22 protein-coding genes are annotated in these 24,014 nt (G+C 31.8%); 17 read left to right on the forward strand and 5 right to left on the reverse strand.

What is annotated here, in order from left to right:
* The first annotated feature begins 39 nt into the window (after nt 1-39).
* The 14 genes from AJ886_RS08395 to AJ886_RS08460 all read left to right on the forward strand — a co-directional run bounded on the left by AJ886_RS08395 (nt 40) and on the right by AJ886_RS08460 (nt 16,208).
* On the forward strand, nt 40-705 hold the full coding sequence (locus tag AJ886_RS08395; RefSeq protein WP_002856386.1) for a cell division ATP-binding protein FtsE: 666 nt from the start codon (nt 40-42) through the stop codon (nt 703-705).
* A complete protein-coding gene (locus tag AJ886_RS08400; RefSeq protein ID WP_002860478.1) occupies nt 692-1,498 on the forward strand; it encodes an ABC transporter permease in 807 nt (268 codons plus the stop codon). Before AJ886_RS08395 ends, AJ886_RS08400 begins: the two co-directional genes overlap by 14 nt.
* Complete coding sequence (locus AJ886_RS08405) at nt 1,495-2,688, forward strand: murein hydrolase activator EnvC family protein (protein WP_070242765.1); 1,194 nt, start codon at nt 1,495-1,497, stop codon at nt 2,686-2,688. The genes AJ886_RS08400 and AJ886_RS08405 overlap by 4 nt, the downstream gene beginning before the upstream one ends.
* Nucleotides 2,689-2,739: 51 nt before the next feature.
* Nucleotides 2,740-3,459 (forward strand): UMP kinase, encoded by a 720-nt coding sequence (gene pyrH / locus AJ886_RS08410; RefSeq protein WP_002871033.1) that lies wholly within the window; start codon nt 2,740-2,742, stop codon nt 3,457-3,459.
* Between the two features lie 10 nt (nt 3,460-3,469).
* A complete protein-coding gene (locus AJ886_RS08415; protein ID WP_002853464.1) occupies nt 3,470-3,694 on the forward strand; it encodes a DNA-directed RNA polymerase subunit omega in 225 nt (74 codons plus the stop codon).
* Nucleotides 3,678-5,873 (forward strand): RelA/SpoT family protein, encoded by a 2,196-nt coding sequence (locus AJ886_RS08420; RefSeq protein ID WP_070287544.1) that lies wholly within the window; start codon nt 3,678-3,680, stop codon nt 5,871-5,873. The genes AJ886_RS08415 and AJ886_RS08420 overlap by 17 nt, the downstream gene beginning before the upstream one ends.
* Before the next feature lie 11 nt (nt 5,874-5,884).
* A complete protein-coding gene (tyrS, locus tag AJ886_RS08425) occupies nt 5,885-7,090 on the forward strand; it encodes a tyrosine--tRNA ligase (protein ID WP_070242767.1) in 1,206 nt (401 codons plus the stop codon).
* Nucleotides 7,087-8,178 carry a nitronate monooxygenase gene (locus AJ886_RS08430; protein ID WP_002861964.1) on the forward strand — a complete coding sequence of 364 codons (1,092 nt, stop codon included), beginning with the start codon at nt 7,087-7,089 and terminating at the stop codon, nt 8,176-8,178. The genes tyrS and AJ886_RS08430 overlap by 4 nt, the downstream gene beginning before the upstream one ends.
* Nucleotides 8,178-10,157 (forward strand): N-acetylmuramoyl-L-alanine amidase, encoded by a 1,980-nt coding sequence (locus tag AJ886_RS08435; protein WP_002871031.1) that lies wholly within the window; start codon nt 8,178-8,180, stop codon nt 10,155-10,157. Before AJ886_RS08430 ends, AJ886_RS08435 begins: the two co-directional genes overlap by 1 nt.
* Nucleotides 10,154-11,995, forward strand: coding sequence for a bifunctional tRNA (5-methylaminomethyl-2-thiouridine)(34)-methyltransferase MnmD/FAD-dependent 5-carboxymethylaminomethyl-2-thiouridine(34) oxidoreductase MnmC (gene mnmC, locus AJ886_RS08440; RefSeq protein WP_070242768.1), 1,842 nt, complete (start codon nt 10,154-10,156; stop codon nt 11,993-11,995). The genes AJ886_RS08435 and mnmC overlap by 4 nt, the downstream gene beginning before the upstream one ends.
* Nucleotides 11,996-12,114: 119 nt before the next feature.
* Entirely contained in the window at nt 12,115-13,254 is a 1,140-nt protein-coding gene (locus AJ886_RS08445) for a hydrogenase small subunit (RefSeq protein WP_002861961.1), read from the forward strand.
* Between the two features lie 2 nt (nt 13,255-13,256).
* A complete protein-coding gene (locus AJ886_RS08450) occupies nt 13,257-14,972 on the forward strand; it encodes a nickel-dependent hydrogenase large subunit (protein WP_002871028.1) in 1,716 nt (571 codons plus the stop codon).
* Nucleotides 14,973-14,982: 10 nt separating this feature from the next.
* Nucleotides 14,983-15,675 carry a Ni/Fe-hydrogenase, b-type cytochrome subunit gene (gene cybH, locus AJ886_RS08455; protein ID WP_002855770.1) on the forward strand — a complete coding sequence of 231 codons (693 nt, stop codon included), beginning with the start codon at nt 14,983-14,985 and terminating at the stop codon, nt 15,673-15,675.
* Nucleotides 15,672-16,208 carry a HyaD/HybD family hydrogenase maturation endopeptidase gene (locus AJ886_RS08460; protein WP_070261352.1) on the forward strand — a complete coding sequence of 179 codons (537 nt, stop codon included), beginning with the start codon at nt 15,672-15,674 and terminating at the stop codon, nt 16,206-16,208. The genes cybH and AJ886_RS08460 overlap by 4 nt, the downstream gene beginning before the upstream one ends.
* Here the strand turns inward: AJ886_RS08460 and recR are convergent.
* The 3 genes from recR to AJ886_RS08475 are packed head-to-tail and all read right to left on the reverse strand — an operon-like array spanning nt 16,205 to nt 18,680.
* Nucleotides 16,205-16,777 carry a recombination mediator RecR gene (recR, locus tag AJ886_RS08465; RefSeq protein ID WP_002861957.1) on the reverse strand — a complete coding sequence of 191 codons (573 nt, stop codon included), beginning with the start codon at nt 16,775-16,777 and terminating at the stop codon, nt 16,205-16,207. The two genes, AJ886_RS08460 and recR, sit on opposite strands and share 4 nt — an antisense overlap.
* Complete coding sequence (locus AJ886_RS08470) at nt 16,777-18,012, reverse strand: ArsS family sensor histidine kinase (protein WP_002861956.1); 1,236 nt, start codon at nt 18,010-18,012, stop codon at nt 16,777-16,779. Before AJ886_RS08470 ends, recR begins: the two co-directional genes overlap by 1 nt.
* Nucleotides 18,009-18,680 (reverse strand): response regulator transcription factor, encoded by a 672-nt coding sequence (locus AJ886_RS08475; protein ID WP_002861955.1) that lies wholly within the window; start codon nt 18,678-18,680, stop codon nt 18,009-18,011. The genes AJ886_RS08470 and AJ886_RS08475 overlap by 4 nt, the downstream gene beginning before the upstream one ends.
* A 154-nt stretch (nt 18,681-18,834) precedes the next feature.
* Here AJ886_RS08475 and dnaJ point away from each other — a divergent pair, with 154 nt between their 5' ends.
* Nucleotides 18,835-19,959, forward strand: coding sequence for a molecular chaperone DnaJ (gene dnaJ, locus AJ886_RS08480; RefSeq protein WP_070287545.1), 1,125 nt, complete (start codon nt 18,835-18,837; stop codon nt 19,957-19,959).
* Nucleotides 19,960-20,075: 116 nt separating this feature from the next.
* Here the strand turns inward: dnaJ and AJ886_RS08485 are convergent, their stop codons facing one another.
* Entirely contained in the window at nt 20,076-21,380 is a 1,305-nt protein-coding gene (locus tag AJ886_RS08485; RefSeq protein ID WP_070287546.1) for a major outer membrane protein, read from the reverse strand.
* A 251-nt stretch (nt 21,381-21,631) separates the two neighbouring features.
* Nucleotides 21,632-22,087, reverse strand: coding sequence for a low molecular weight protein-tyrosine-phosphatase (locus AJ886_RS08490; RefSeq protein WP_002853170.1), 456 nt, complete (start codon nt 22,085-22,087; stop codon nt 21,632-21,634).
* A gap of 53 nt (nt 22,088-22,140) precedes the next feature.
* Here AJ886_RS08490 and AJ886_RS08495 point away from each other — a divergent pair, with 53 nt between their 5' ends.
* Together AJ886_RS08495 and AJ886_RS08500 are read left to right on the forward strand one after the other, a co-directional pair.
* Nucleotides 22,141-23,325, forward strand: a complete 1,185-nt coding sequence (locus tag AJ886_RS08495) for an MFS transporter (protein WP_070287547.1) — start codon at nt 22,141-22,143, stop codon at nt 23,323-23,325.
* Nucleotides 23,326-23,342: 17 nt separating this feature from the next.
* Entirely contained in the window at nt 23,343-24,005 is a 663-nt protein-coding gene (locus AJ886_RS08500) for a DUF4230 domain-containing protein (RefSeq protein WP_002856597.1), read from the forward strand.
* The last annotated feature ends 9 nt before the right edge of the window (nt 24,006-24,014 follow it).

Genomic DNA, 24,014 nt, shown 5'->3' on the forward strand with positions numbered 1-24,014 from the left:
ATAATTTAAAAATTTAAAAAGGGAAATTAAGGAAAAAGGATGCCTAATTTAATCCAAGCAAATAAACTTACTTTAGGTTATGATGAACTAGTTATTAAAGAAGCGAGTTTTGCTTTTAAGGATGATGATTTTGTTTTTATTACGGGTAAAAGTGGGAGTGGTAAGAGTACGCTTTTAAAGTCTTTTTATGGAGATTTAGAACCTATTTCTGGTAAACTTGAAGTATGTGGATCTTTGATGAATAAAATTGGAAATTTAGAACTTTTAAAATTACGTCAAAGAATAGGGATTATTTTTCAAGATTATAAACTTGTACAAGAATATAGTGTTGAAAAAAATGTTATGTTGCCTTTAATGATTAAAGGTTATAGCAAAAAAGTATGTCATGATCAAGCTGCTAAGCTTTTAAAGCATGTAAATTTAACTTTTAAAGCAGATAAATTGCCTAATCAACTTAGCGGTGGTGAGCAACAACGCGTCGCTATGGCTAGGGCTTTAGCTCATAATCCAAAGCTTTTGCTTTGTGATGAGCCAACGGGAAATTTGGACGAGTATTCTTCTGATATTATATGGACTCTTTTAAAATCTGCTAGAGAGCTTTTAGGAACTTGTGTTATAGTGGTAACACATAGAATTCCTAGTAATTTAAGAGTGGATTATCGTCGTTTTAATATAGAAAATGGAAAAATGAATGAAATTTTTTAAAACACATTTATCTTTAATTTTACCTTTACTTTTTATGATGTTTGCTTTTGAATTTATTTTGGTTACAAATGCAACTTTAAAGCATTATGAAGAACTTGTTAATAAAGATTATAATATTATAGTTGTCAGCAAAACTGAACTTGATCAGAATGTAGTAAAAACAAAAGTACCATTTTTTGCTGGACTTGAATCTTTAGATCCTAAGGGTTTAATCGATCGTTTGAAAAATGATGTTTCTGAAAAGAATTTGAAAGTTTTAAAAGATTCTCTGCCGAAATTTTATACTTTAAAATTAAATTCTTTGCCCGATCAAAATGAACTAAATTCGATTAAAAATCAACTTTTAAATATTGTAGGTGTTAGTAAGGTTGAAACTTTTTCTAAAACCCATGATAAGATATACTCTTTGCTTATTTTGATGAAATTTGTTTTTTGGTTGTTTTTATTTATCATTATTTTGCTTGCCTTTGTTTTGTTTTTAAAACAGATGAGAATTTGGCTTTATGAACATACCGATCGTATTGAAATTATGTGTTTATTTGGAGCTCCGTTTTGGTTTAGATCTTTTATGCTTTATAAGGTGGTTGTGGTTGATTGTTTTATTGCTTTTGTTATTTTACTTGCCTTTTTTACGCAAATTTTTGATCTTTCTATTATCCAAGAAAGTTTAAAGGCTGTAGATATTATTTTTCCACCTATTAATTTTATTTTACATTTGACTTTAATTTTTTTAGCTACTTTGTTTATTTGCTTGTTGTGTGTAAATACGGTTATGTTTAAGGTTAAAAGATGAGAAAAAATATTCTTATCTTTTTTTGTTTTTTTTTGTTTGTTGATATAAGTTTAGCAAACGCTATAAATGAAAAAACAAAAAGTTTAGAAGAAAATAAACGCATACAAGAACAGTTAAATAAAAAACTTGAAGATTTGGCTAGCGATATTTTAAATGGTGAAAAAAGTTTGAAAGATCTAAGTTTTCAAATTGAAAGCTTAAATTCACAAACTTCTAAGCTTGAAGCAAGCGCTAAGGCTCAAAATCAAGAGTTAAACACCCTTACAAGCCAAAATGAAGATTTGCTTAAAAGTAAATCAAATATGGAAAGTAAGCTTATATCTTTAATGGCTAAAGATTTTGCTTATGATTTACCTATCCCTCAAGGCTATATTGAAAGTGAAGAAAGTTTTATGGCTTTTGAAATTTTAGGAAGTTTAAACAAAGTTTTAAATGAAGAAATTTTAAAAATTTCTAAAGATTATGAGGGAGTAAATAGGCTTATTGATGATAAACAAGCTCAGATTAAGAAAATCAATGATAGTCTTAAGGATTACAACGCTCAATTAGCTAAACTTCAAAGTTTAAAACAAAAACAAATTAGCGAAATCAACAAACAAAAAACAGATCGAACCATATATGCAAAAAAACTTGATGACTTACAAGCTCAGCAAGAAGAGCTTAGAAAAACATTAAATCAATTAAAAATTATTAATGATAAAGAAAATGTAAATTCAAGCAAAAATGATACTAAAATAGTAAAAAATAATCAACAAATAAGGCAATTAGGTTCAAGCTATCAAGGAGGTTCAGTCAAGCGTTACACAGGAAAAAAAACCATAGCTCCATTGGATTCTTTTACTGTGAAGCAAAAATTTGGAAATTATGTTGATCCTGTTTACAATCTTAAAATTTTTAACGAGAATGTAGTTTTAAGAAGCAATAAAAGCGATGCAGTTGTTAAAAATGTGCTAGATGGAAAAATAGTTTTTGCCAAAGATACTAGTATGTTAGCTCGAGTTGTTATTGTTGAACATGATAATGGCATACATACAATATACGCACATTTAGATAAGATTGCTCCTAATATTAAAGTTGGTAAGAATATTAAAAAAGGTGCCGTAGTGGGTAGAATAAAAAATGATCTTACTTTTGAAGTAACTCAAAAAAATTTTCATATCAATCCTTTGGAACTCATTAGCTTAAATTAGCTAAATTTAATGGAATTTAAAATATAATTTCAAGTTAAATAAGGAGAAATAATGCAAGAGAGAAAAAGAGTTTTAGTAAAATTTTCAGGAGAGGCTTTAGCAGGTGAAAATGGCTTTGGCATAGAAAATTCTATTTTAAAATTCATAGCTTCAGAGATTAAAGAACTTGTAAAAAATCAAATAGAAGTAGGCATAGTTATAGGTGGTGGCAATATTATTCGTGGAGTAAGTGCTGCTAAGGGCGGATTGATTAAAAGGACAAGTGGCGATCATATGGGAATGCTTGCTACGGTTATCAATGCTATTGCCATTCAAGAAGCCTTGGAAAGCTCTGGGCTTGAAGTGAGGGTTCAAAGTGCTATTCAGATGGAAGCATTTTGTGAAACTTATATTATGAGAAGAGCACAAAGACACTTAGAAAAGGGTCGTGTTGTGGTTTTTGCTGCAGGCACTGGAAATCCTTATTTTACTACAGATACAACAGCTATTTTAAGAGCTGTAGAAATTGATGCAGATATGGTAATAAAAGCTACAAAAGTTAATGGAGTTTATGATAAAGATCCAAAAAAATTTGATGATGCAGTATTTTTAAATACTTTAAGTTATGATGAGGCTATGCAAGATAATATTAAAGTGATGGATGATACAGCGATAGCTTTAGCTAAAGACAACAAACTTCCTATAGTGGTTTGTAATATGTTTGAAGAGGGTAATTTGCTTAAAATTATACAAGGTGATACTAGCCTTTGTTCAATCGTTAAAAATAATTAAGGAGAAAATTATGGATAAAAGAATAGAAGAAGTAGCGGCAAAAGCTTTGGAAAAAATGGGCAATGATAGATATCGTCTTTCTTTAGTGGTGGCAAAAAGAGCAGAGCAATTAGCAAATGGTGCGACTCCTTTAGTGGATTTTGATAAAAATAAAAATAAACTTGCAGATATAGCTTTATATGAAATTGCAGAAAATAAAATCACTTTAGAGGGTTTAGTTGAAACCAATCGATGAAGAATTATTACTTGAACAATTAATCGATAATGTAAAAAATTGTAAAGATTTAGAAGCTGCTAAGGTTTTACTTTTCGAAATTTGTGGCCATGATGCCATTCTTGAAAAAGCAGTAGATTACTGTATATTTTGCCATAAAGGGCAGTTTAGAAAAAGTGGAGAGCCTTATGCGGTACATCCTATTTTAGTAGCAACACTGGTTGGATTTTTAAGTGAAAATAAAAGCAATATTTTAGCTGCTTTATTGCATGATGTGATCGAAGATACAAACTGCACCGAAGAAGAACTTAGAGAGCAGTTTGGTTCTGAGGTTTTAAAACTTGTTTTAGGGCTTACTAAAATTATAGAAATTAGAGAAGATAATCTCATTTCATCAAAATCTAAAAAAAGTTTAACTAAATCAGCCTTGACTTTCAGAAATATGCTTTTAGCAAGCATTGAAGATGTTGGGGTTTTGATTGTGAAGTTATGCGATAGGTTGCATAATATGCTTACTCTTGATATTCTAAGAGAAGATAAGCAAAAAAGAATCAGCGAAGAAACTTTAGTTGTATATGCCCCAATAGCTCATAGACTTGGTATTTCAAGCATAAAAAATTATTTGGAAGATCTTAGTTTTAAATATCTTATGCCAGATGAGTATAAGCTTATTGACAATTATATCAATTCCAATAATCAAGAAATGCAATTAGGTTTAAATGAATTTATTTCCAAAATCGAACTTTTATTTTTGAGCAATGGCTTTAGACAAGGTAGTTTTGAAATTCAAAAACGCATTAAGCATAGTTATTCTATTTATCTTAAAATGCAAAGAAAAGGCATTGGTATTGAAGAAGTTCTTGATTTACTTGGGGTAAGAATTTTGGTTGAAAAAGTAAGTGATTGTTACTTGGCTTTGGGAATTTTACATACGCATTTTAATCCCTTGGTTTCGCGTTTTAAGGATTATATAGCCTTGCCTAAACAAAATGGTTATCAAACCATACATACCACACTTTTTGATACTAAAAGTATTATAGAAGCACAAATTCGAACTTTTGATATGCATAAAATTGCGGAATTTGGTATAGCAGCGCATTGGAAATATAAAGAAGATGGCAGCGTGGTTGCACCTCGTCTTGATTGGCTTACAGATATTTCAATGCAAAGTATAAACAATCTTGAAAATGCAGAAGATTATAATGCTATTGAACTTTATGAATATGCTAAAGATAGTCTTTATGTTGAAGATGTTGCAGTTTATTCTCCTAAGGGAGAAATTTTCACTTTGCCTCGTGGTGCAACGGTTCTTGATTTTGCTTATGAAGTGCATACCAAAGTAGGGCTTCATGCAAAAAGCGCTTATGTAAATCGTATTAAAGTGCCTTTGTTAACTGAGCTTAAAAATGGCGATATTGTGCGAGTGGTTACTAGCAATGATAAATTTTATCGCTGTTCTTGGATAGATAGTGTTAAAACAGGAAAAGCAAAAGCAAGTATAAGGGAATTTTGTAAGCAAAAAATCAGAGAGATTAATCTAGCAAGTTCTATTAATATGTTAAGTTTTATTTTTGGAGTTGATAAAAACAGAATTGAAACTTGGATAGAAAAAGAAAATTTAGCCAGACGTATTAGACAAGTAGCAACAGATAGTGCTTATTTGAAAGATATAGTTAATGGTCTTAAAAAATACGCCAAGAAGTCATATTGGTTTGATAAATATGAGATTAAAGAACAAAAAATAGGAAATTTTACTCTATATTGTAACCATAAAATTGCTAATGTGGATTTTGATTTTTGCTGCCATCCAAAAAGAGGTGATGCTGTTTTAGCTTTTGTTAAAGGTGGTAACGCTATTGTCCATCATAAGCTTTGCGATAGAGCTGATAAAATGATAGATAATAATCAAGATATGGTATTTATAAAATGGGATTCTAACATCCCTAAATCTTATAAATTGATTTTTTCTTTGGAAAATAAAAAAGGTGTTTTAGCGGAATTTTTGGCATTTTTAGCTAAAATGCAGATAAATCTATTAACAATTAATTTATCAAGTGATTTAAATTCGGCGGTAGATTATTTTGAGATTACAATGGAAATTCCTGATAATATCAATCCAGATAGTGTCAAGGATAGGTTAAAATCTCGTTGTAAAATTTTAGATTTTACATCTTTAAATGATGCTTATAAAGAAGGTTAAAAAGGTTTATTATGGATATAAAAAAAATATTAGCAGAAGTTAAGCGTGGCTGTGCAGAGCTTATTGATGAAGAAAGAATAGAAAATTTAATTAAAAATTATTATGAAAAGGGTGAAAATTTCTTTATAAAGGCAGGGTTTGATCCTACAGCGCCTGATTTACATTTAGGCCATAGTGTGGTTTTAACAAAAATGGCTTTTTTGCAAAAACATGGAGCTATTGTGCAGTTTTTGATTGGAGATTTTACGGGACAAATTGGCGATCCAAGTGGAAAAAGTGCAACGCGTAAAAAGCTGGATAAAGAGCAAGTTTTAATCAATGCTAAAACTTATGAAACGCAGGTTTTTAAGGTTTTGGATAAAGAAAAAACACAGATTAAGTTTAATTCTACTTGGCTTAATGAACTTGGAGCTGCGGGTATAGTAGAGCTTACTTCAACTTTTAGTGTAGCTAGAATGCTTGAGCGTGACGATTTTACCAAGAGATTTAAAGAGCAAAGCCCTATTTCGATTTGCGAGTTTTTGTATCCTTTACTTCAAGGATATGATAGCGTGGCTTTAAAAAGCGATATTGAAATGGGCGGAACGGATCAAAAATTTAATCTTTTAATGGGAAGACAGCTTCAAAGGGTTTATAACATAGGAAAAGAACAAGCTGTGATTATGATGCCTTTACTCGAAGGTTTAGATGGTGTAAACAAAATGAGTAAGAGTTTAAATAATTACATTGGTGTTACAGAAAAAGCTAATGATATGTATGCTAAAATTTTAAGTATTAGCGATGAATTGATGTTTAGATATTATGAACTTTTAAGTCAAAAAAGCCTAGAAGAAATCGCGCAAATAAAAAAAGATATAGAACAAGGCAATTTACATCCTAAAAAAGCTAAAGAAAATTTAGCTTTAGAGATTACGGAGCGTTTTCACTCCAAAGAAGAGGCTAATAATGCTAAGTCTGAATTTGATAGGATTCATTCTCAAAATGCTTTACCAAGTGATATGGCTGAGTTTGAAATACAAGGAAAAATTTGGCTTGCTAAGGCTTTGGTTGAATGTGGTTTGGAAAGTTCTACTTCTGCAGCAAGAAGAAGCATCATCGCTAATGCAGTAAGTGTAAATTCTCAAAAAGTTAGCGACGAGCAAATGCATTTAGAACAAGGAGAATACATCTTACAAATAGGTAAAAGAAAATTTGCAAAATTAAAGGTAAAAGAATGAATTTACAACCCTTACAAATAGGAAAACATACTATAAAATATCCCATTTTTCAAGGGGGAATGGGACTAGGCATAAGCTGGGATAGATTAGCTTCTGCAGTTTCTTTAAATGGTGGACTTGGGATCATTTCTTCTGTGGGAACAGGATATTATGAAGAAAGAAAGTATGCGAGTAAAGAATTAAACGCTAAGCCTTATGGAAGTGAAAATTTTTACTCACGCAAGGGTTTGCAAGCTTTAATTAATAATGCAAGAAAAGTTTGTGGCGATGCACCTTTGGGGTGTAATATCTTATGTGCAAGTAATGATTATGCAAGAATAGCACGCGATGCTTGTGAGGTTGGTTTTAATGTGATTGTTTCAGGCGCTGGGCTTCCTACAAATTTGCCTGAATTTACTGTAGATTTTCCTGATGTGGCTTTAGTGCCTATTATTTCATCTGCAAAGGCTTTAAAAATTATTTGCAAAAGATGGCAAAGCCGTTACAACCGCCTACCTGATGCAGTGGTTTTAGAAGGGCCAAAAAGTGGAGGTCATCAAGGTTTTACTTATGAGCAGTGCTTAGATCCAAATTATCAGCTAGAAAAATTAATCGCTCCTGTGGTAGAAGAGGCTAAAAATTGGGGATCTTTTCCTGTGATTGCCGCAGGTGGAATTTGGGATAAAAAAGATATAGAAAACGCTATTTCTTTAGGAGCTAGTGGTGTTCAAATGGGAACGCGTTTCATAGGAACTTTTGAATGTGATGCAAGTGAAGAGTTTAAAAGTGTTTTGTTAGCTTCCAAAGAAGAAGATATAGAGCTTATTAAATCTCCTGTGGGCTATCCTGCTCGTGGAGTTAGAACCAATCTTTTAAATTTGGTAGATAAAAGAATGGGTCCAAAGATCAATTGTATAAGCAATTGTGTAGCACCTTGTGGACGCGGAAAAGAGGCGACTAAAGTAGGGTATTGTATAGCAGATAGGCTTTTTGATGCGTGGTCAGGTAAAAAAGAAACGGGGCTTTTCTTTACAGGTGCAAATGGATATCGTTTAGATAAACTTATCAGCGTTAAAGAACTTATGGAAAAATTGGTTAATGGTGAATAATGGCTAAAATTTTTGTATTTTTAGTATTTGTTTTCACAACTCTTTTTGGAGCTTATGAAAATGAACTTGCAAATTTCGATAAAAATTTTATCAGTTCTAAAAGCGAAGTGCAAGTAAAATTTCATCATCAGCTAAAAAGCCTTTATATACAAAGTGTTATCAATGAAGATGAAAAAACTAAAATTGAAATCTTAAAAAGATTGATCATCAGTTCAAATACTTTAAATTTAGACGACAAGTCATATGCTAATGAGTTAAAAGAAAGTGGTATAAGTGAAGCAAGTATCAATGCTTTAAGAAAGGCTGTTATTAAAGATATTAAGGTTCAAAATATTTCTCAAGATACTGAAAAGTCAACTTTTAAACCTGTAAAAACAGTTCAAAAAAGTGAAAAAAAATCACCTAATGAACAAATAAAAAATATAGAAAAAATAGATTCTAAAACTTCACAAGAGCCAAAGAGTAGTATCGTTTCTAAAACAAAAAGTGATGATAAAATTTACGTTTTAAGGTCAAGTAAAACAAGCCAAGGTGTAGAGCTTGAACTAAATGCAAATTTAGATAAGAATCAATTAAAAAGTTTTGCTTTAGATGAAAAAGGAAACTATCGTTTTATTAGTGATTTTGATGGGGTTTTAGAAGGAGGTAAAAAAGAGTTTAAATTTGATGACTATCGTTTAGTGATTTCACAATTTAATCCCAAAACCATACGCATAGTGGTTTATGCTAAAGAAAAAATTCCTATTGATATATCTTTTAAAGAAGAAAAAATAATTTTTTCAAAAGAAATTACTAGCCAAAAAAAGACTGAGCAAGTTAGTAAAATTTCAGAGAAAAAGCAGGATCAAAAAACAGAAATTAAAACCAAAGTTTTAGAAATAAAAAAACAAGATAAAAAAACCAATAACGAAAAAGAAGATCAAGGACCTTTATATGTTTTAGATGTGGATAAAATTTCTAACGCTGTGGTGTTAAATTTGAGCGATGATTTGGATGAAAAAGAAATAGCAATATTTGAAACCAAAGATCAAAAATTCCGATATGTTGTAAGTTTTAAAGGTGTGTTAGAAGGTAATAGAAAAAGCTTTACCTTTGGACAAAATACAATTGTCGTTACGCAATATAATCCAAAAATTGTTCGTGTGGTTTTGAGTGCTCCTAAAGAATTTAAACTTTTAAAAAAGTTGGATAATAAAAATCTCACTTTAGGTTTTCATGCGCAAACTTCAAGTCAAAGTGTAGATAAAAAAGCAACTCAAAGCTTTAATAAAACCTTAAGTACGAGATATAAATCAGGAAAACTTATAGTTATCGATGCGGGGCATGGTGGAAAAGATAGCGGTGCTCTAAGTGATAAAAAAGGAAGTTTAAAAGAAAAAGATATAGTTTTAAGCGCGGCTTTAAAACTTGGAAATGAACTTAAAAAACGCGGTTATAAAGTGCTTTACACTAGAAGTTCGGATAAATTTATCAATCTTCGCGATAGAACTAAATATGCTAATGATAAAAGAGCGGATTTGTTTATTTCTATACATGCTAATGCAGCACCCAATGCTGCCAAGGCCAAAAGTAGCGAAGGCGTGGAAACTTTCTTTTTAAGTCCTGCAAGAAGCGAAAGAAGTAAAAAAGCAGCAGAAAAAGAAAATCAAGGAGATTTTGAAGAGATTAATTATTTCTCAAAACAAAGTATTTTAAATTTCTTAAATCGTGAAAAAATCGTTGCTTCAAATAAACTAGCCATTGATGTACAAAAAAATATACTCACTCAAACACGCAAAAAGTATAAAATTGTAGATGGCGGTGTAAGAGAAGCACCTTTTTGGGTTTTAGTGGGTGCGCAAATGCCTGCAATTTTGATTGAAATTGGCTATATCACACATCCAAATGAAGGTAAAAGAATCGCCAATAAAGCTTTTCAAGATTTATTGGTTAAGGGTATTGCTGATGGAGTTGAGAGTTATTTTTATAACAACCGATGAAAAAAGCTAAGCTAATTTTTAAGGATAATACTCCTTTTTCTTTGGATTTTGATGATTTTTATTTTAATTCCAAAGATGGCTTAAATGAAAGCAAATTTGTTTACACTCATTCTTTTGAATGGAAAAATCAAGAAAATTTTATTATCGCAGAGAGTGGTTTTGGTATAGGTTTAAATTTTTTTCTTACTTTGAAACGCTTTTTAGAAACCACTCCTTCTAAGCGTCCCAAAAAACTTTTTTATATCAGTATAGAAGCTTTTTATATCGAAAAAGAACAATTAAGAGAAATTTATCAAAAACTAGGATTTTATGAAGAGTTTAAAGAGTTTTTAGAGCAATTTTTAAAATTTTATCCTAAAGCTAAAGAAGGAATTTATCGTTTTTATTTTGAAGATTGTTTTTTAGATCTTGTTTTTGAAGATATTGCTATTTTAAAAGAATTAGATTTTAAAGCTGATGTTTGGTATTTAGATGGATTTTCTCCAAATAAAAACTCGCAAATGTTTGATGAAAATTTAATTTTTGAAGTGGCAAGACTTTCTAAAAAAAATACACAAATTTGCACCTTTTCTTCGGCAAGTTTTTTACAAAAAAATTTAAAAAAATATGGCTTTAGAGTAGAAAAAACCAAAGGTTTTAGAAAAAGAGAAATGATTAAAGCTTATTTGGAAAATGAGCTTGAGTTTAAAGATAAAGAAGCGTATTTTTCAAGAACATTTTCATCTTTAAAAAATAAAAAAGTAGCTATTATTGGTGCAGGTATATCAAGTGCTGTTTTAGCTTATGAGTTTAGTTTAAGGGGTTTTGAAATAGATGTTTTTGAAAAACATTTAGAATTAGGCAAGGGTGCAAGCGGAAATGAAAGTGGAATTTTAAGCTCTTTAATCTTAAAGCCTAAGGTAAATTTAGGGGAGTTTTCAGAGCTTTCTCTTATAGAGGCAAGTCGTTTTTATAGACAAATTTTAGATTTAGAATTTAAGGGTGTAGTCGAGTTTGCACATAATGATTTGATGCAAGAAAGATTTGATACACAAAGAGAAAATGTTTTGTTTAAAATTTCAAAAAATCAAGCTTTTTTAGAAGATGGTGGAGTGATTTTTCCAAAAAATTTGGTTAAAAATCTTTTTGAAAAAAGTAAAGCTTGTATATATTTTAATCATGAATTTCAAGCTTATAAATTTGAAAATGAGTGTTTTGTTTTAAAATTTAAAAATAATATTGTTAAAAGTGATTATGCGGTTTTGATTTATGCTATGGGTGCAGATACAAAAGATTTTGTTTTTTATGATGAGATGAAATTAAGTAAAGTAAGAGGTCAAGTTACACACCTAAAACCTTTTTTAGACTCTCCATTTCCTTTATCTTCTAAGGCTTATATTTGTCCTATAAAAGATGATTTGCAAGTGATTGGAGCAAGTTATGATAGGCTTGATACAAGTTTAGAATCAAAAGAAGAAGATGATAAACAAAATATAGAAAATATAGCCGAATTTATAGATAAAAATATAAAATTAGAAATCATAGGTTCTAAGGTAGGTTTTAGATCTTATTCGAGTGATCGCTTTATGATAGTTGGAAATGCTTATGATGAAGTGTTTTATAAAGAAGAATATAAAGCTTTATTATGGACAAAAAACAAGGAGCAAAAACCAGCTAAAATGTCTTGTAATTTGTATTTTAATTTTGCTCATGGATCAAGGGGTTTTAGCACAAGTGTTTTAGCGGCAAGGTATTTGTGTGCATTGATAAATAATGAACCCTTGTGTTTAGAAAAAAAATACATCCACGCTATTCACCCTGCAAGATTTTTGATTCGCAAACTCAAAAAAGGCTTATGATTAAACTTTAATTAAGATTGATACTAATATTTGCTTATGAGAGTAAGTTTTTAATTTTATTTTAACTTCCTTTATTTTATTATTATAGAGAATAAATTTCATATTATAAAGGAAATATAATGATTGATTATCATCAAATAGAGTCGCGTTTATCGGCTCTTGAAAAGCTTCCTTCTTTAAAAGACAATGATAGCATTGCAAAAGCATTAGAAAAGTCAGGTTTTTCTAGAAGGGATTTTATGAAATGGGCAGGTGCTATGACGGCATTTTTGGCTTTACCAGCGAGTTTTACTCCTATGGTAGCAAAAGCTGCTGAGCTTGCTGATAGACTTCCTGTTGTGTGGCTTCATATGGCTGAGTGTACAGGCTGTAGTGAGAGTTTGTTAAGAAGTGATACTCCAACGATTGATAGTTTGATTTTTGATTATATTTCTTTAGAATATCACGAAACAGTGATGGCTGCAGCAGGTTGGCAAGCTGAAGAAAATTTAGAAAGTGCCATTCAAAAACATAAAAATAAATACATTTTAATGGTTGAAGGTGGCATCCCTATGGGTGATACAGAGCATTTTTTAACCATAGGTGCACATGGAAAAACAGGCTATGAGCTTTCAAAAATGGCAAGTGAAAATGCTTTGGCTATTTTTGCTATAGGAACCTGTTCTAGCTTTGGAGGAATCCAAGCAGCAAGACCAAATCCTAGTAATGCGCAGCCTTTAAGTAAAGTAACAAGCAAAACTGTGATCAATGTTCCAGGCTGTCCTCCAAGTGAAAAAAATATAGTGGGTAATGTGCTTCATTATTTATTATTTGGTGAGTTACCAGCACTTGATGTATATAATAGGCCAAAATGGGCTTATGGCTTAAGAATTCATGATCTTTGTGAAAGACGCGGACATTTTGATGCGGGTGAATTTGTGCATGCCTTTGGAGATGAAGGAGCAAAACAAGGTTTTTGTCTTTATAAAGTAGGCTGTAAAGGGCCTTATACTTTCAATAACTGTTCAAGAGAGAGATTTAACCAGCACACTTCTTGGCCTATCCAAGCAGGGCATGGTTGTATAGGTTGTTCCGAGCCTGATTTTTGGGATACTATGGGACCTTTTGAGGAGCCTATGGCTAGTCGTAAATTTGATACTGTTTTTGGTTTGGGCGCGGATAGTGTTTCAGATAAAATCGGCATAGGCGTGCTTACGCTCACAGGTGTTGCTATAGCAGCGCACGCAGTTATATCTTCCATGCAAAAAGATAAGGAATAAAAATGAGTCAAAAAATAATTGTAGATCCTATTACAAGAATTGAAGGGCATTTAAGAGTTGAAGTTGTTGTTGATGATAACAATGTGGTAAAAGAAGCTTATGCGGGCTCTACTTTGTGGCGTGGTATTGAAACCATAGTAAAAGGGCGTGATCCAAGAGATGCGGGTTTTATGACACAAAGAATTTGTGGAGTTTGTACTTTTTCACATTATAAAGCAGGTATAGTTGCTGTTGAAAATGCTTTAGGTATTACTCCACCTTTAAATGCGCTTTTAACAAGAACTTTAATGAATGCAGCTTTATTTTTACACGATCATATCGTGCATTTTTATCAACTTCATGGGCTTGATTGGGCTGATGTGGTAAGTGCTTTAAGTGCTGATGTTAAAAAAGCAAGCGATGAAGCTTTTAAATACACTCCAAATCCTTATGCAACAGGTGCGGATAAACTTCTTGAAGTGCAACAAAGACTTAAAACTTTTGTAGATAAAGGAAATTTAGGACCTTTTGCTAATGCGTACTATGGTCACCCAACTTATCGTTTAAGTCCTGAACAAAATTTAATCGTTCTTTCTCACTATTTAGAATGCTTAAGAATCCAAAGAATCATTGCTCAATGTATGGCGATTTTTGGAGCTAAAAATCCACATCCACAAAGCTTAACTGTTGGTGGTGTAACTTGCGTTATGGATTTACTTGATCCTGCAAGAATGGGTGAATATATGGTTAAATTCCAAGAAGTACAAGACTTTGTTAATCGTGCGTATTATCCTGATCTTGTGATGGCAGGAAAAGCTTATGCACATGAAGCAAGCGTTTTAAATGATATAGGGGTAAATAATCTTTACACCTTTAAAGAATTCCAACTCGGAAGAGATGAATGGCTTTTTGAAAGTGGTATTATCAAAAATGGAGATTTAAGCAAGGTTTATGAAGTAGAAGAAGATAAGATTACTGAAGAGGCAACTCATTCTTGGTATGCAGACAATGAACCTTTACATCCTTATGATGGCAAAACAAATCCAAATTATACAGGACTTGTAGATGGGGAAAGCGTAGATCATCATGGAAATAATGTTCATTCTAAAGTGTTTGATACTAAGGGTAAATATAGTTGGATTAAAGCTCCACGCTATGAAGGAAACCCTATGCAAGTAGGACCTTTAGCAAATATCGTTGTAAATTATGCCAAAGGTAATCAAAATGTTGTTCCTGTGGTTGATGAGTTCTTAAAAGAAACAGGACTTCCTTTAAATGCTGTATTTAGCACACTTGGAAGAACAGCTGCGCGTTGTATTGAAGCAAAAATCGTTGCAAACAATACTTTAAAAGCGTTTAATAATTTAGTTGAAAATTTAAAAGTAGATCAGAGTACTTGTGCGCCTTATGTGATCGATAATTCTAAAGAATACAAAGGACGCTATATGGGGCATGTGCCACGCGGAACATTAAGTCATTGGTGTAGAATTAAAAATGGCGTCATTGAAAACTGGCAAGCTGTGGTGCCTTCTACTTGGAATGCAAGTCCAAAAGACGCAAATGGCGTAGGTGGAAGTTATGAGCAATGTTTGATAGGACTTAAAATCGCTGATGTAAAACAACCGCTTGAAATCATTAGAAAAATTCACTCTTATGATCCTTGTATTGCTTGTGCGGTGCATGTAATGGATACTAAGGGCAATAATCTAAGCGAATATAAAGTGAATGTCAATTTATAAGGAGGCTTTCATGCAAAACAAAGAAGAAAAATTGCAAAGAAAAGCTGAATATGAATTTAGCATAGGTTTGCGTTTAACGCACTGGGTAAGAGCTATTGCTATAGTGATTCTTATTGGCACAGGGTATTATCTTTCTTATGTGTTTCAAAGTCCTATTAGCAACGGCGAACCCGTAAATTTTATGCAAGCAAAATACCGTTTAGTACATCAAGCGGTGGGTTTTGTTTTAATCGCTTGTATTATTTTTAAAGTATATTTGTTTTTCTGCGATAAGGTAAGTGCAAAAGAACGCAGAAGTGTATGGGATATTTTTAATATCAAATTATGGATAGAACAAGTAAAATTTTACATTTTCTTAGGAAAACATCCGCATTTAAAAGGGGTTTATAATCCTTTGCAATTTGTAACTTATTTTTTCTTTTATCTTGTGATGTTAGGTATCATTCTTACAGGGCTTATTCTTTATACTCATACTTACCATGAGGGCTTAGGTGGGCTTTTATATCATATTTTAAGACCACTTGAAGCTGCAATGGGCGGTTTGGCTGATGTAAGAACTTATCATAGAATTTTGATGTGGGTGATTATGATTTTTGTACCAGTACATATTTACATGGCGATTTTTAACGCAGTAAAAGGTAAAGATGGTGCTATGGATGCTATTATTAGCGGATATAAATTTGTAAAAGAAGAAAAGCATTGAAATTCTTAGTCCTTGGAATAGGCAATATCATGTTTGCAGATGAAGGCTTAGGCGTTCATCTTTGCAAACAACTTGAAAAAAACTACAAATTCACTCATCCTGAATTTACTTTAGATTTTATTGATGGTGGAACTTTGGCTTTGCAACTTAGCTATATCATCGCTAGGTACGATAGACTTATCGTTTTAGACTGCATAGAAGCGCAAGATGCGAGTATAGGAGATGTATTTTTCTTTCCTTATGATGCTATGCCTAATAAAATTAGCTGGAGTGGAAGTGCTCATGAAATAGAAATGCTTCAAACCTTACAATACATGGAACTTGCAGGAGATTTGCCTAAAACACACATCTTAGCTTGTGTGCCAAAGCGTATTGAAGCGATGAGTTTTAAGCTCTCAGATGAGCTTATACAAGGGGCTAAAATCATGGAAAAAACTTTACTTGATTTTTTAAGCAAGGAAGGTTTTATTTATGAAAAGATTGCGGATTTTTCTTTGCAAGAATTAGCCGATATTTCTTATAAAAATTTCTAAATTTTTGTTCTAAAATTCATAGCTTTATTTAAAGAGATTAAATCCACATTTTCTAAATTTACACCACTTGGAATTCCTTGAGCGATTTTACTAAAAGTTAGGTTTAAATCTTTAAATTTATCTTCTATAAAAAAGATAGTTGCATCAGAATTAATGCTATGTGTCAATGCAAAAATGAGCTCAGAGATATTTAGCTTAAGTATGATTTGCTTTAGTTTTTCAAGTTTTTCTTCATTTAACTCATCTAAAACAAAATATAGCCCATTGTAACTTTGACTCTCTTCGAGCGTTAGTATATCTTTTGGACTTTCAACTATACATAAAATGTTTTTATTTCTTTCTTCATCACTGCAAATTTCGCAAAGCTCATTTTCGCTTAAAGCACCGCATTGCTCACAAGGTTTTATAAAGCGGATAGCATTTTCTATATTGTGTGCGAGTTTCATACCATCGATTTGATTATTTATGCAAAGGTGATAAGCAAGCCTTATGGCGGTTTTTTTCCCTATGGTAGGTAAATTTGCAAAACTTTCAACAAGTTCGTTGAATTTTTCTAGGCCTTTTGCCATTATTTTTCTTTATCTCCAAAGAAAATTTTAAAGCAATGTTTTCCATCATCATAAAAATAAATCAAATCAAAATTATGCAGTTTACATACCTCTGAAACTATATAAAGTCCTAGTCCCATACCTTTGACCTGATTGTGTTTTTCTCTTGCGAAAGCTTCAAGATAATGTTCTATAGGCTCTGCTAAAGGCTTGCCTGGATTTTTAATGGTAAAACATTCTTTACAACAAAAAAGCTCACAAGTGCCATTGTTTGAGTATTTTAAGGCATTATCGATAAGATTTTTTAAAATTACAGAGAAAATTTCCATATCAACATTGATTAAAGCATCATCTCTGATATCGACTTTTACAACTTTATTAAAATCATCTCTCATAAGGTGTTCTTTAGCTTCCTCAAGTATAGTGCTAAAACGACTAGGTTTAAAGTGTAAGTTGTAGTTTTTTGAAAATAAATTTTCGATTTTGGCAAATTCATTGATCAAAGAATCCATACGTAAAAATATAGCGATAAGTCTTTCTTTTTGTCTGTCTTCTTTGATCATTTCAGAAATAATTCTCCCTTTTCCTATAGGGGTTTTTAACTCATGCATGATTGTTCTTAGGAAAAGTTGTCTTGATTGGATTAATTCTTGATTTTTTTTAAAAGCTTTTTGAAATTCAAAGGCGATTTTTCCTACTTCATCTTCTTGATAATCTAAAAAATCAGGTTGCTCCCCATTTGCAACTTTAGCAACTTGCCTTCTTAATTTTTTTAAAGGTTCTAAAGATTTTAATACCGAAAAATACATAAAAACAACCAACAAAGAAAAAGAAAAAAATCCTATTAATAAAAGATTATAAACTCTATCGCTAGTATTTTCTTCATATAAGCCATCAAAATCTTTACATTGAACATCAAAATAAAGATTGCTATGATATTTTAAAGAAGAAAGGGTGCAAAATTCTCCATTTGCTTTAAAAAGTGATTGTCCATTATTTCTTATGCTTTTTACAAGATAGGGATTTTGTATAGTATTAAAACCGCTATTTTCAAGATAGGATCCTATTTTAGCACCTGAAGTGTTTTCATAGGAGATGAGTAAATTTTTTATAAGATTTTCTTGTTTTAAACTTTCTTCTTCGTTGTAAGCACTTCCTTCTATTTTCAAAAGAACGATAAAAAGCACACAAACCAAGAAAAAAGTAACAACAAATAAAATAATTAGCTTGGTATAAATAGAATAATTTTTTGTCATCCTATTAGTTTATATCCTATACCTCTAACAGAAAAAATATGTTTTGGGGATTTTGAACTATCTCCTATTTTTACTCTTAAGCGACCAATGATAACATCAAGACTTTTAGAATCTTTATCTTTTAGATTTTTACAGCGACTTACAAGCTGTTCTCTTGAAACGCTATATCCGTGCTGCTGGATAAGGTATTCTAAAATTTCAAACTCAGCAGGAGTAAGTGTTAAAACCTTATCTTCATAGGTGATCTCATGCCTTCTCTCATCGATTTTGAAAGCGGAATTAATATTTTCATTATTTGCGTGTTCAACTCTTTTTGTGCGACGAATAAGACTCATAATCCTTGCATACATTTCTTTTGGATCGTAAGGCTTTGGTAGGTAATCATCAGCACCAATTTGAAGCCCTACAACCTTATCGCTTAAGTCGCCTCTAGCTGATGAGATGATAATGGGAATATTGCTTTTTTGTCTGATTTCTCTACAAACTTCAAGACCATCAATTCCTGGTAAAGTTAAATCCAAGATTAGACAATCATAGCCTTGAACGCCTACATTTAAGGCACTTTTAGGATTTTCAAAATTTGTGATTTTAATATTAAACTGCGCTAAATACTCAGATAATAATTGCGCAAAATCAGGATCATCTTCTATCATCAACACATTAATCATTTTGGTATCCTTTAAATTTTATCTAAGATTTATAATATTTGCATAATTTTATTTAAAATTTGATAAATTATTGATTTTATTTTTGCTAAAATTAGATTTTTGAATTTTTAAGATTAAAATTCTAGCAAAATTTTAAATTTTTTAAAGGAATAATGTGGAAATAAGTTATTATGAAATTCTTGAAATCACGCAAAATGCTGATAAAGAAACCATAAAAAAAGCCTATAGAAAAATGGCTTTAAAATACCATCCCGATAGAAACCAAGGCGATAAAGAAGCAGAAGAGAAATTTAAGCTTGTTAATGAAGCCTATGAAGTTTTAAGTAATGATGAAAAGCGAGCTATTTATGATAGATATGGAAAAGATGCTTTAAAAGGCGGTGGATTTGGTTCTAGTAGCTCAGGTTTTGGTGGTTTTGAGGATTTAGGAGATATATTTTCTAGTTTTTTTGGAGAAGGCTTTGGTTCATCATCGCGTCGTAGAAAAAGTTCAAATGATGAGAAAATCCCTTCAGATTTTATCGTTAATTTAAAATTAAGTTTTAAAGAAGCGATTTTTGGTTGCAAGAAAAATATAGACTTTACTTATAAATGTTCTTGTAAAACTTGCAATGGAACAGGGGCTAAAGATGGAAAACTTCAAACTTGTCCAAAGTGTCAAGGTAGAGGACAAGTTGGGGTTTCTCAAGGTTTTATCACTTTTGCACAAACTTGCCCTGATTGTCAAGGAAGTGGAGAAAAAGCTAGTGAAAAATGTAGCGATTGTAAAGGTTTAGGTTATAATGAAAGCAAAGATAGTGTTGAGCTTAATATCCCAGAAGGCGTAGATACAGGTATGAAGCTTCGTGTCAATGCTAAAGGCAATATCTTAAAAAATGGCACTAGAGGGGATATGTATGTTAAGATCATCGCTGCTGAAGATGATACTTTTATCAGAGATGATGATGATATATATATAGAATTTCCAGTGTTTTTTACTCAAGCTATCTTAGGAGAGAATATAAAAGTACCTACCATACGCGGTGAAGCGACTTTAAATTTACCAAAGGGTGCTAAAGATGGACAAAGATTTGTTCTTGAAAAAGAAGGGGTAAAAGATGTTCATAGTTCTCGCATAGGAAATCAAATCGTTCAAATTTCTATCAAATTCCCAACTTCTTTAAACGATGAACAAAAAGAACTTTTAGAAAAACTAAGTGAAAGTTTTGGTATCAAAGATGGTATGCATCAAGAGCAAAAAGGGCTTTTTGAAAAAATCGCTAATTGGTTTAAGTCCTAATTTTCCTAAAGCTTTTTAGCTTGGGAAAATCTTTTTTTATATAAATTTAAGTTTTAAAAATCAGGCATAAAAAAAGCGGAGCAAAACCCCGCCTTAAAGTTAAACTTGAAAACCCCTTAGAATTTGTAAAGAGCTTGAAGTCTTACAGCATCGTGATGAGTGCTTTCAGGATCTGTATTAACATTTACATAAGAGTAGAATGCTGAGAAGTTAAGTTTTGGAGAGTATTTGTAATCTACTCTTGCAACAGCTTCAAGTTTCTTACCACCATTGCCAATTTCTCCTGTTTTTGTTCCACCGTATACAAAGTCAGCACCAACGCGAACTGTTTCATTAAAAGTATATCCAGCAGTTACATAACCAAAGATATTTCTACCAATATCGCCATTTAAATTAGAACCATTAGTATAGAAAATTTCTTCACCTGCAAGCAAAGAGCCAAGATTACCTTGATCTTCAATTGTGGTTAAAGTAACTTTATCTTTTTTACCATAGTATAAACCACCAAGGCTAGCATCCCAACCATTTAATTCAACACTACCTCTTAAAGCGAAGAAATTACCGTTAGCTGCTTGATTTGAAAGTGCATTTTTAAGTTTGCTATCCAAGGAATTTCCTAGGTAAGCTCCTTCAAGAGTCCAGTTGATTCCATCAAAGATAGTTGTGCTATAAGCTGCATCTACAGCATATAAGAATGCATTATCACTCATATAAGCTAACCATAATTGCGGATTAAATTGTCCACCTAAGAATTCATAAGAACCTATGGCAGCAGCACCATAAAGATTTTTATCCCAGTTTAAAGCACCGCTTGTATCGCTATCACCTTGAGGATTTCCACGATTAAATTGAACTCCTGTAATTTTGTTATTACCAGGATCTTGAGTGATTATTACAGTAGAGTCTGAAGCTTCGTTGAAACTATCTACTGCAAAAGCAGCTAGAGTTAAACCATCGATGCTGTTGTTTACTACTTTAATACCTGTTCCAACTAAACCATCAACTCCATTATCAGTCCAGATAGTGTTTAGTTGTTGTTTACCAGCGATTACGCTTGTTGCAACATCTTCATTTGTATAAGTTAAATATAATTGGCGAACACTTAAGGTATCACTTGTGTTGCTGATGCTATTTTCACCATAACCACCATCTTTCGAATTATAGTCAAATTGAACAAAAGCTTTGAAGTTATCAGCTATAGCGGCATTAAAGTTAACTTGTGCTCTGTATTTATGATCTTGTTTACCAGAAATACCAGAACCATAATTATCATTGCTCCATGGATTGCTACTTTCATATCTGTATCTTAATACTCCAGATACATCGATATCTTTGATCGCTTCTTCAAGTGGAGTAGCGTTAGCTGCTGAAAAAGCACCTGCAGCAAGAGCTGCAACTAAACTAAGTTTAACTAGTTTCATGAGAATTCTCCTTGTCAAAAATTAATAAAACATCGTAATTGTAGCACATAAATTTGGAGTTTTTTCTTAAGAAGCACTTAAAATAGTAAAAATTTTAAATCTGAAGGATAAAAACATCTAAAGAAAAGCCTAGCTAAAGGGATTTAAGCTAGGCGTGTAATTTTAAGGAGTTTTTCTTATGAATGTTTTTCGGTTCGTTTAGAAGTATAAGTCTAAAAAGTAAACGAGAAGTAATATATAGTTGTTTTAAATTATTTTGATAAAAAAACAAGTAAATTTTTACAAGCTAGGGATAAAATTTTATAAGTTTCATCAAAATTCCCACTATACCAAGGATCAGGGACTTCATCGTAGTTTAGACTAGGACTAAAATCAGTGATTTTTAAAACTTTGTTTTGGGTGTTGGTGAAGTTTTTTAAAACATTTTTGAAGTTGGAATTGTCCATGGTGATTAAAAAATCGCTTTCATCGCAAAGCTTTTGAGTGAGTTTTTTGCTTGTGAAGTTTTTGTGTTCTATATTAAGTTGGGCAAGCTTGTTTTTGGTGCCATAGTGCATACCTTCTCCATCGTGTTCTCCTGAAGTTCCAGCACTGCTTATAAAAAATTCTTTTTCTAAATTTGCTTTTTTGACAAGATCTTTCATGATAAATTCTGCCATAGGTGAACGGCATATATTGCCTAAGCATATAAAGAGTATTTTTTTCATTTTTATCCTTGAGTTTTAATTAAAAATTATAAAAAATATCATACAATAAATCCATGGAAAATTTCAATAGAACTTTGCTTGTGTGTTGGTTTGGTGTTTTTACCACAAGTATGGGGCTTAGTCAAATCGCTCCGATTTTGCCTTTTTATATCAAAGAACTAGGACATGTTGATACGAATGAAATAGCGTTTTACTCAGGACTTGCTTTTGGGATCACTCCGCTTTTTATGGCTGTTTTTTCGCCTTTATGGGCTTTTTTGGGTGCAAAGTATGGTTATAAAAATATGCTTCTTCGTGCAAGTTTTGGAATGTCGGTTTTAACCTTATGGCTTAGCTTTGCTCATAGTGCTTTAGAAGTGGTTTTTGTGCGGGGTTTAACAGGGATAATTTCAGGTTTTACTTCTGCTGCTGTTGTGTTTATCGCTGTGATAGCACCTAAAGAAAAAGTCGCTTATGCTTTAGGAACTCTTTCTACAGCTTCTATAAGTGGAAGTTTGCTTGGGCCTTTGTTTGGTGGCTTTGTGGCTGAATTTTTTAGCATTAGTGCGGTTTTTGATGTGGTGGCTTTTTTGATCGCTTGTTCTTTTGTGACGATTTATTTTTTCATCCATGAGAGAAAAATTCAAAAAGAGGCGAAGAAAAATACCCAAAAAGTAAAAGAAAACAAAACCCTTATCATCGTTCTTTTTATCACTACTTTTGTGATACAATTTGGTACTTTTGGAGTGATGCCGATTTTGAGTATTTATGTTGAGCAAATTCATCAAGGTGGAACTTTAGCTCTTTGGGCGGGTATAGTGGTGGCTGCAAGTGGGATTAGCAATCTTTTTTTCGCACCAAAACTTGGAAAAATCGCTGATAAGATAGGGCCTAGTAAGATTATTTTGATAGCTTTGATATTTTGTGGAATTTGCTTTTATTTGCAGGCTGTAGCAAGTAATGTTTATATGCTTATTTTCGTACGTTTGCTTATAGGCATAGGGCTTGGAGGGCTTTTGCCTTGTGTGAATGCCTTGCTTAAAAAAAGCGTGAGTGCTAAAAATTTAAGTGTGATTTTTGGTTTTAATCAAACTTGTCAATTTTTGGGAAATTTTTGTGGTGCTTTTGGCGGAGGGCTTATGGCTTCGCATTTTAGTGTGGAATTTGTTTTTACTTTTGTGTGTTTGATTTTTATCATTAATGCTTTTATTTTCTTAGCGTTTGAGAAAAAATATATCTTTTCAAATCAAGGTTTATAAATTTAGAAAGGTTTAAAATGGAAATGATTTTATTTGTTTTAGTGATGATTTTACTTGTGCTTTTATTTATAGTGCTTTTTAGGCAGTATAAAAGCCCTAAAATAGAAGAAAAAAGCACGCAAAGTTTTAGCGATATTATGCAGCTTAAATCCATAGGAGAATTAAGTGTTTTTCAGGTTTTTAGCAAAGAGATTGTCACTAAAAAAGATAGCGCTTTTAATGGAATTTGGAAAAATCTTTTAGGATGGTCTTTGAGTGAAAGACAGATTGCTTTGATTTTTGAATTTGAGATCACTTTCTTGTATGATTTAAGGGATAAAAACTTTGATATTTTGCCTTTAGGGGACGATGCTTATAAGATCATCATGCCAGAGTGTAGATACAAACACAGCATCATAGATATGAAATTTTATGATGAAAAAAATGCTAAATTTTTACCTTTTTTACTGCCTGATTCTATCAATAGTACGGGGATTAGTTTTAGCGAAAGTGATAAAAACAAACTCATAAAAGAAGCCAAAGATGAGGTTAAAGACTTGTCTTTAAATCTTATCCAAAATTTAGAAAGCAAAATTCATAAAAGTGCTAAGGATACTTTAGAAGCTATTGCTAAAGGTTTTGGAGCTAAGAGAGTGGAATTTGAATTTAAGGATAACACGCAAAAGCTAGATGTAAACTAGCTTTTTTCT

Origin of the sequence: Campylobacter sp. BCW_6465 (assembly GCF_001762815.1) — a bacterium.
Taxonomy (GTDB): domain Bacteria; phylum Campylobacterota; class Campylobacteria; order Campylobacterales; family Campylobacteraceae; genus Campylobacter_D; species Campylobacter_D jejuni.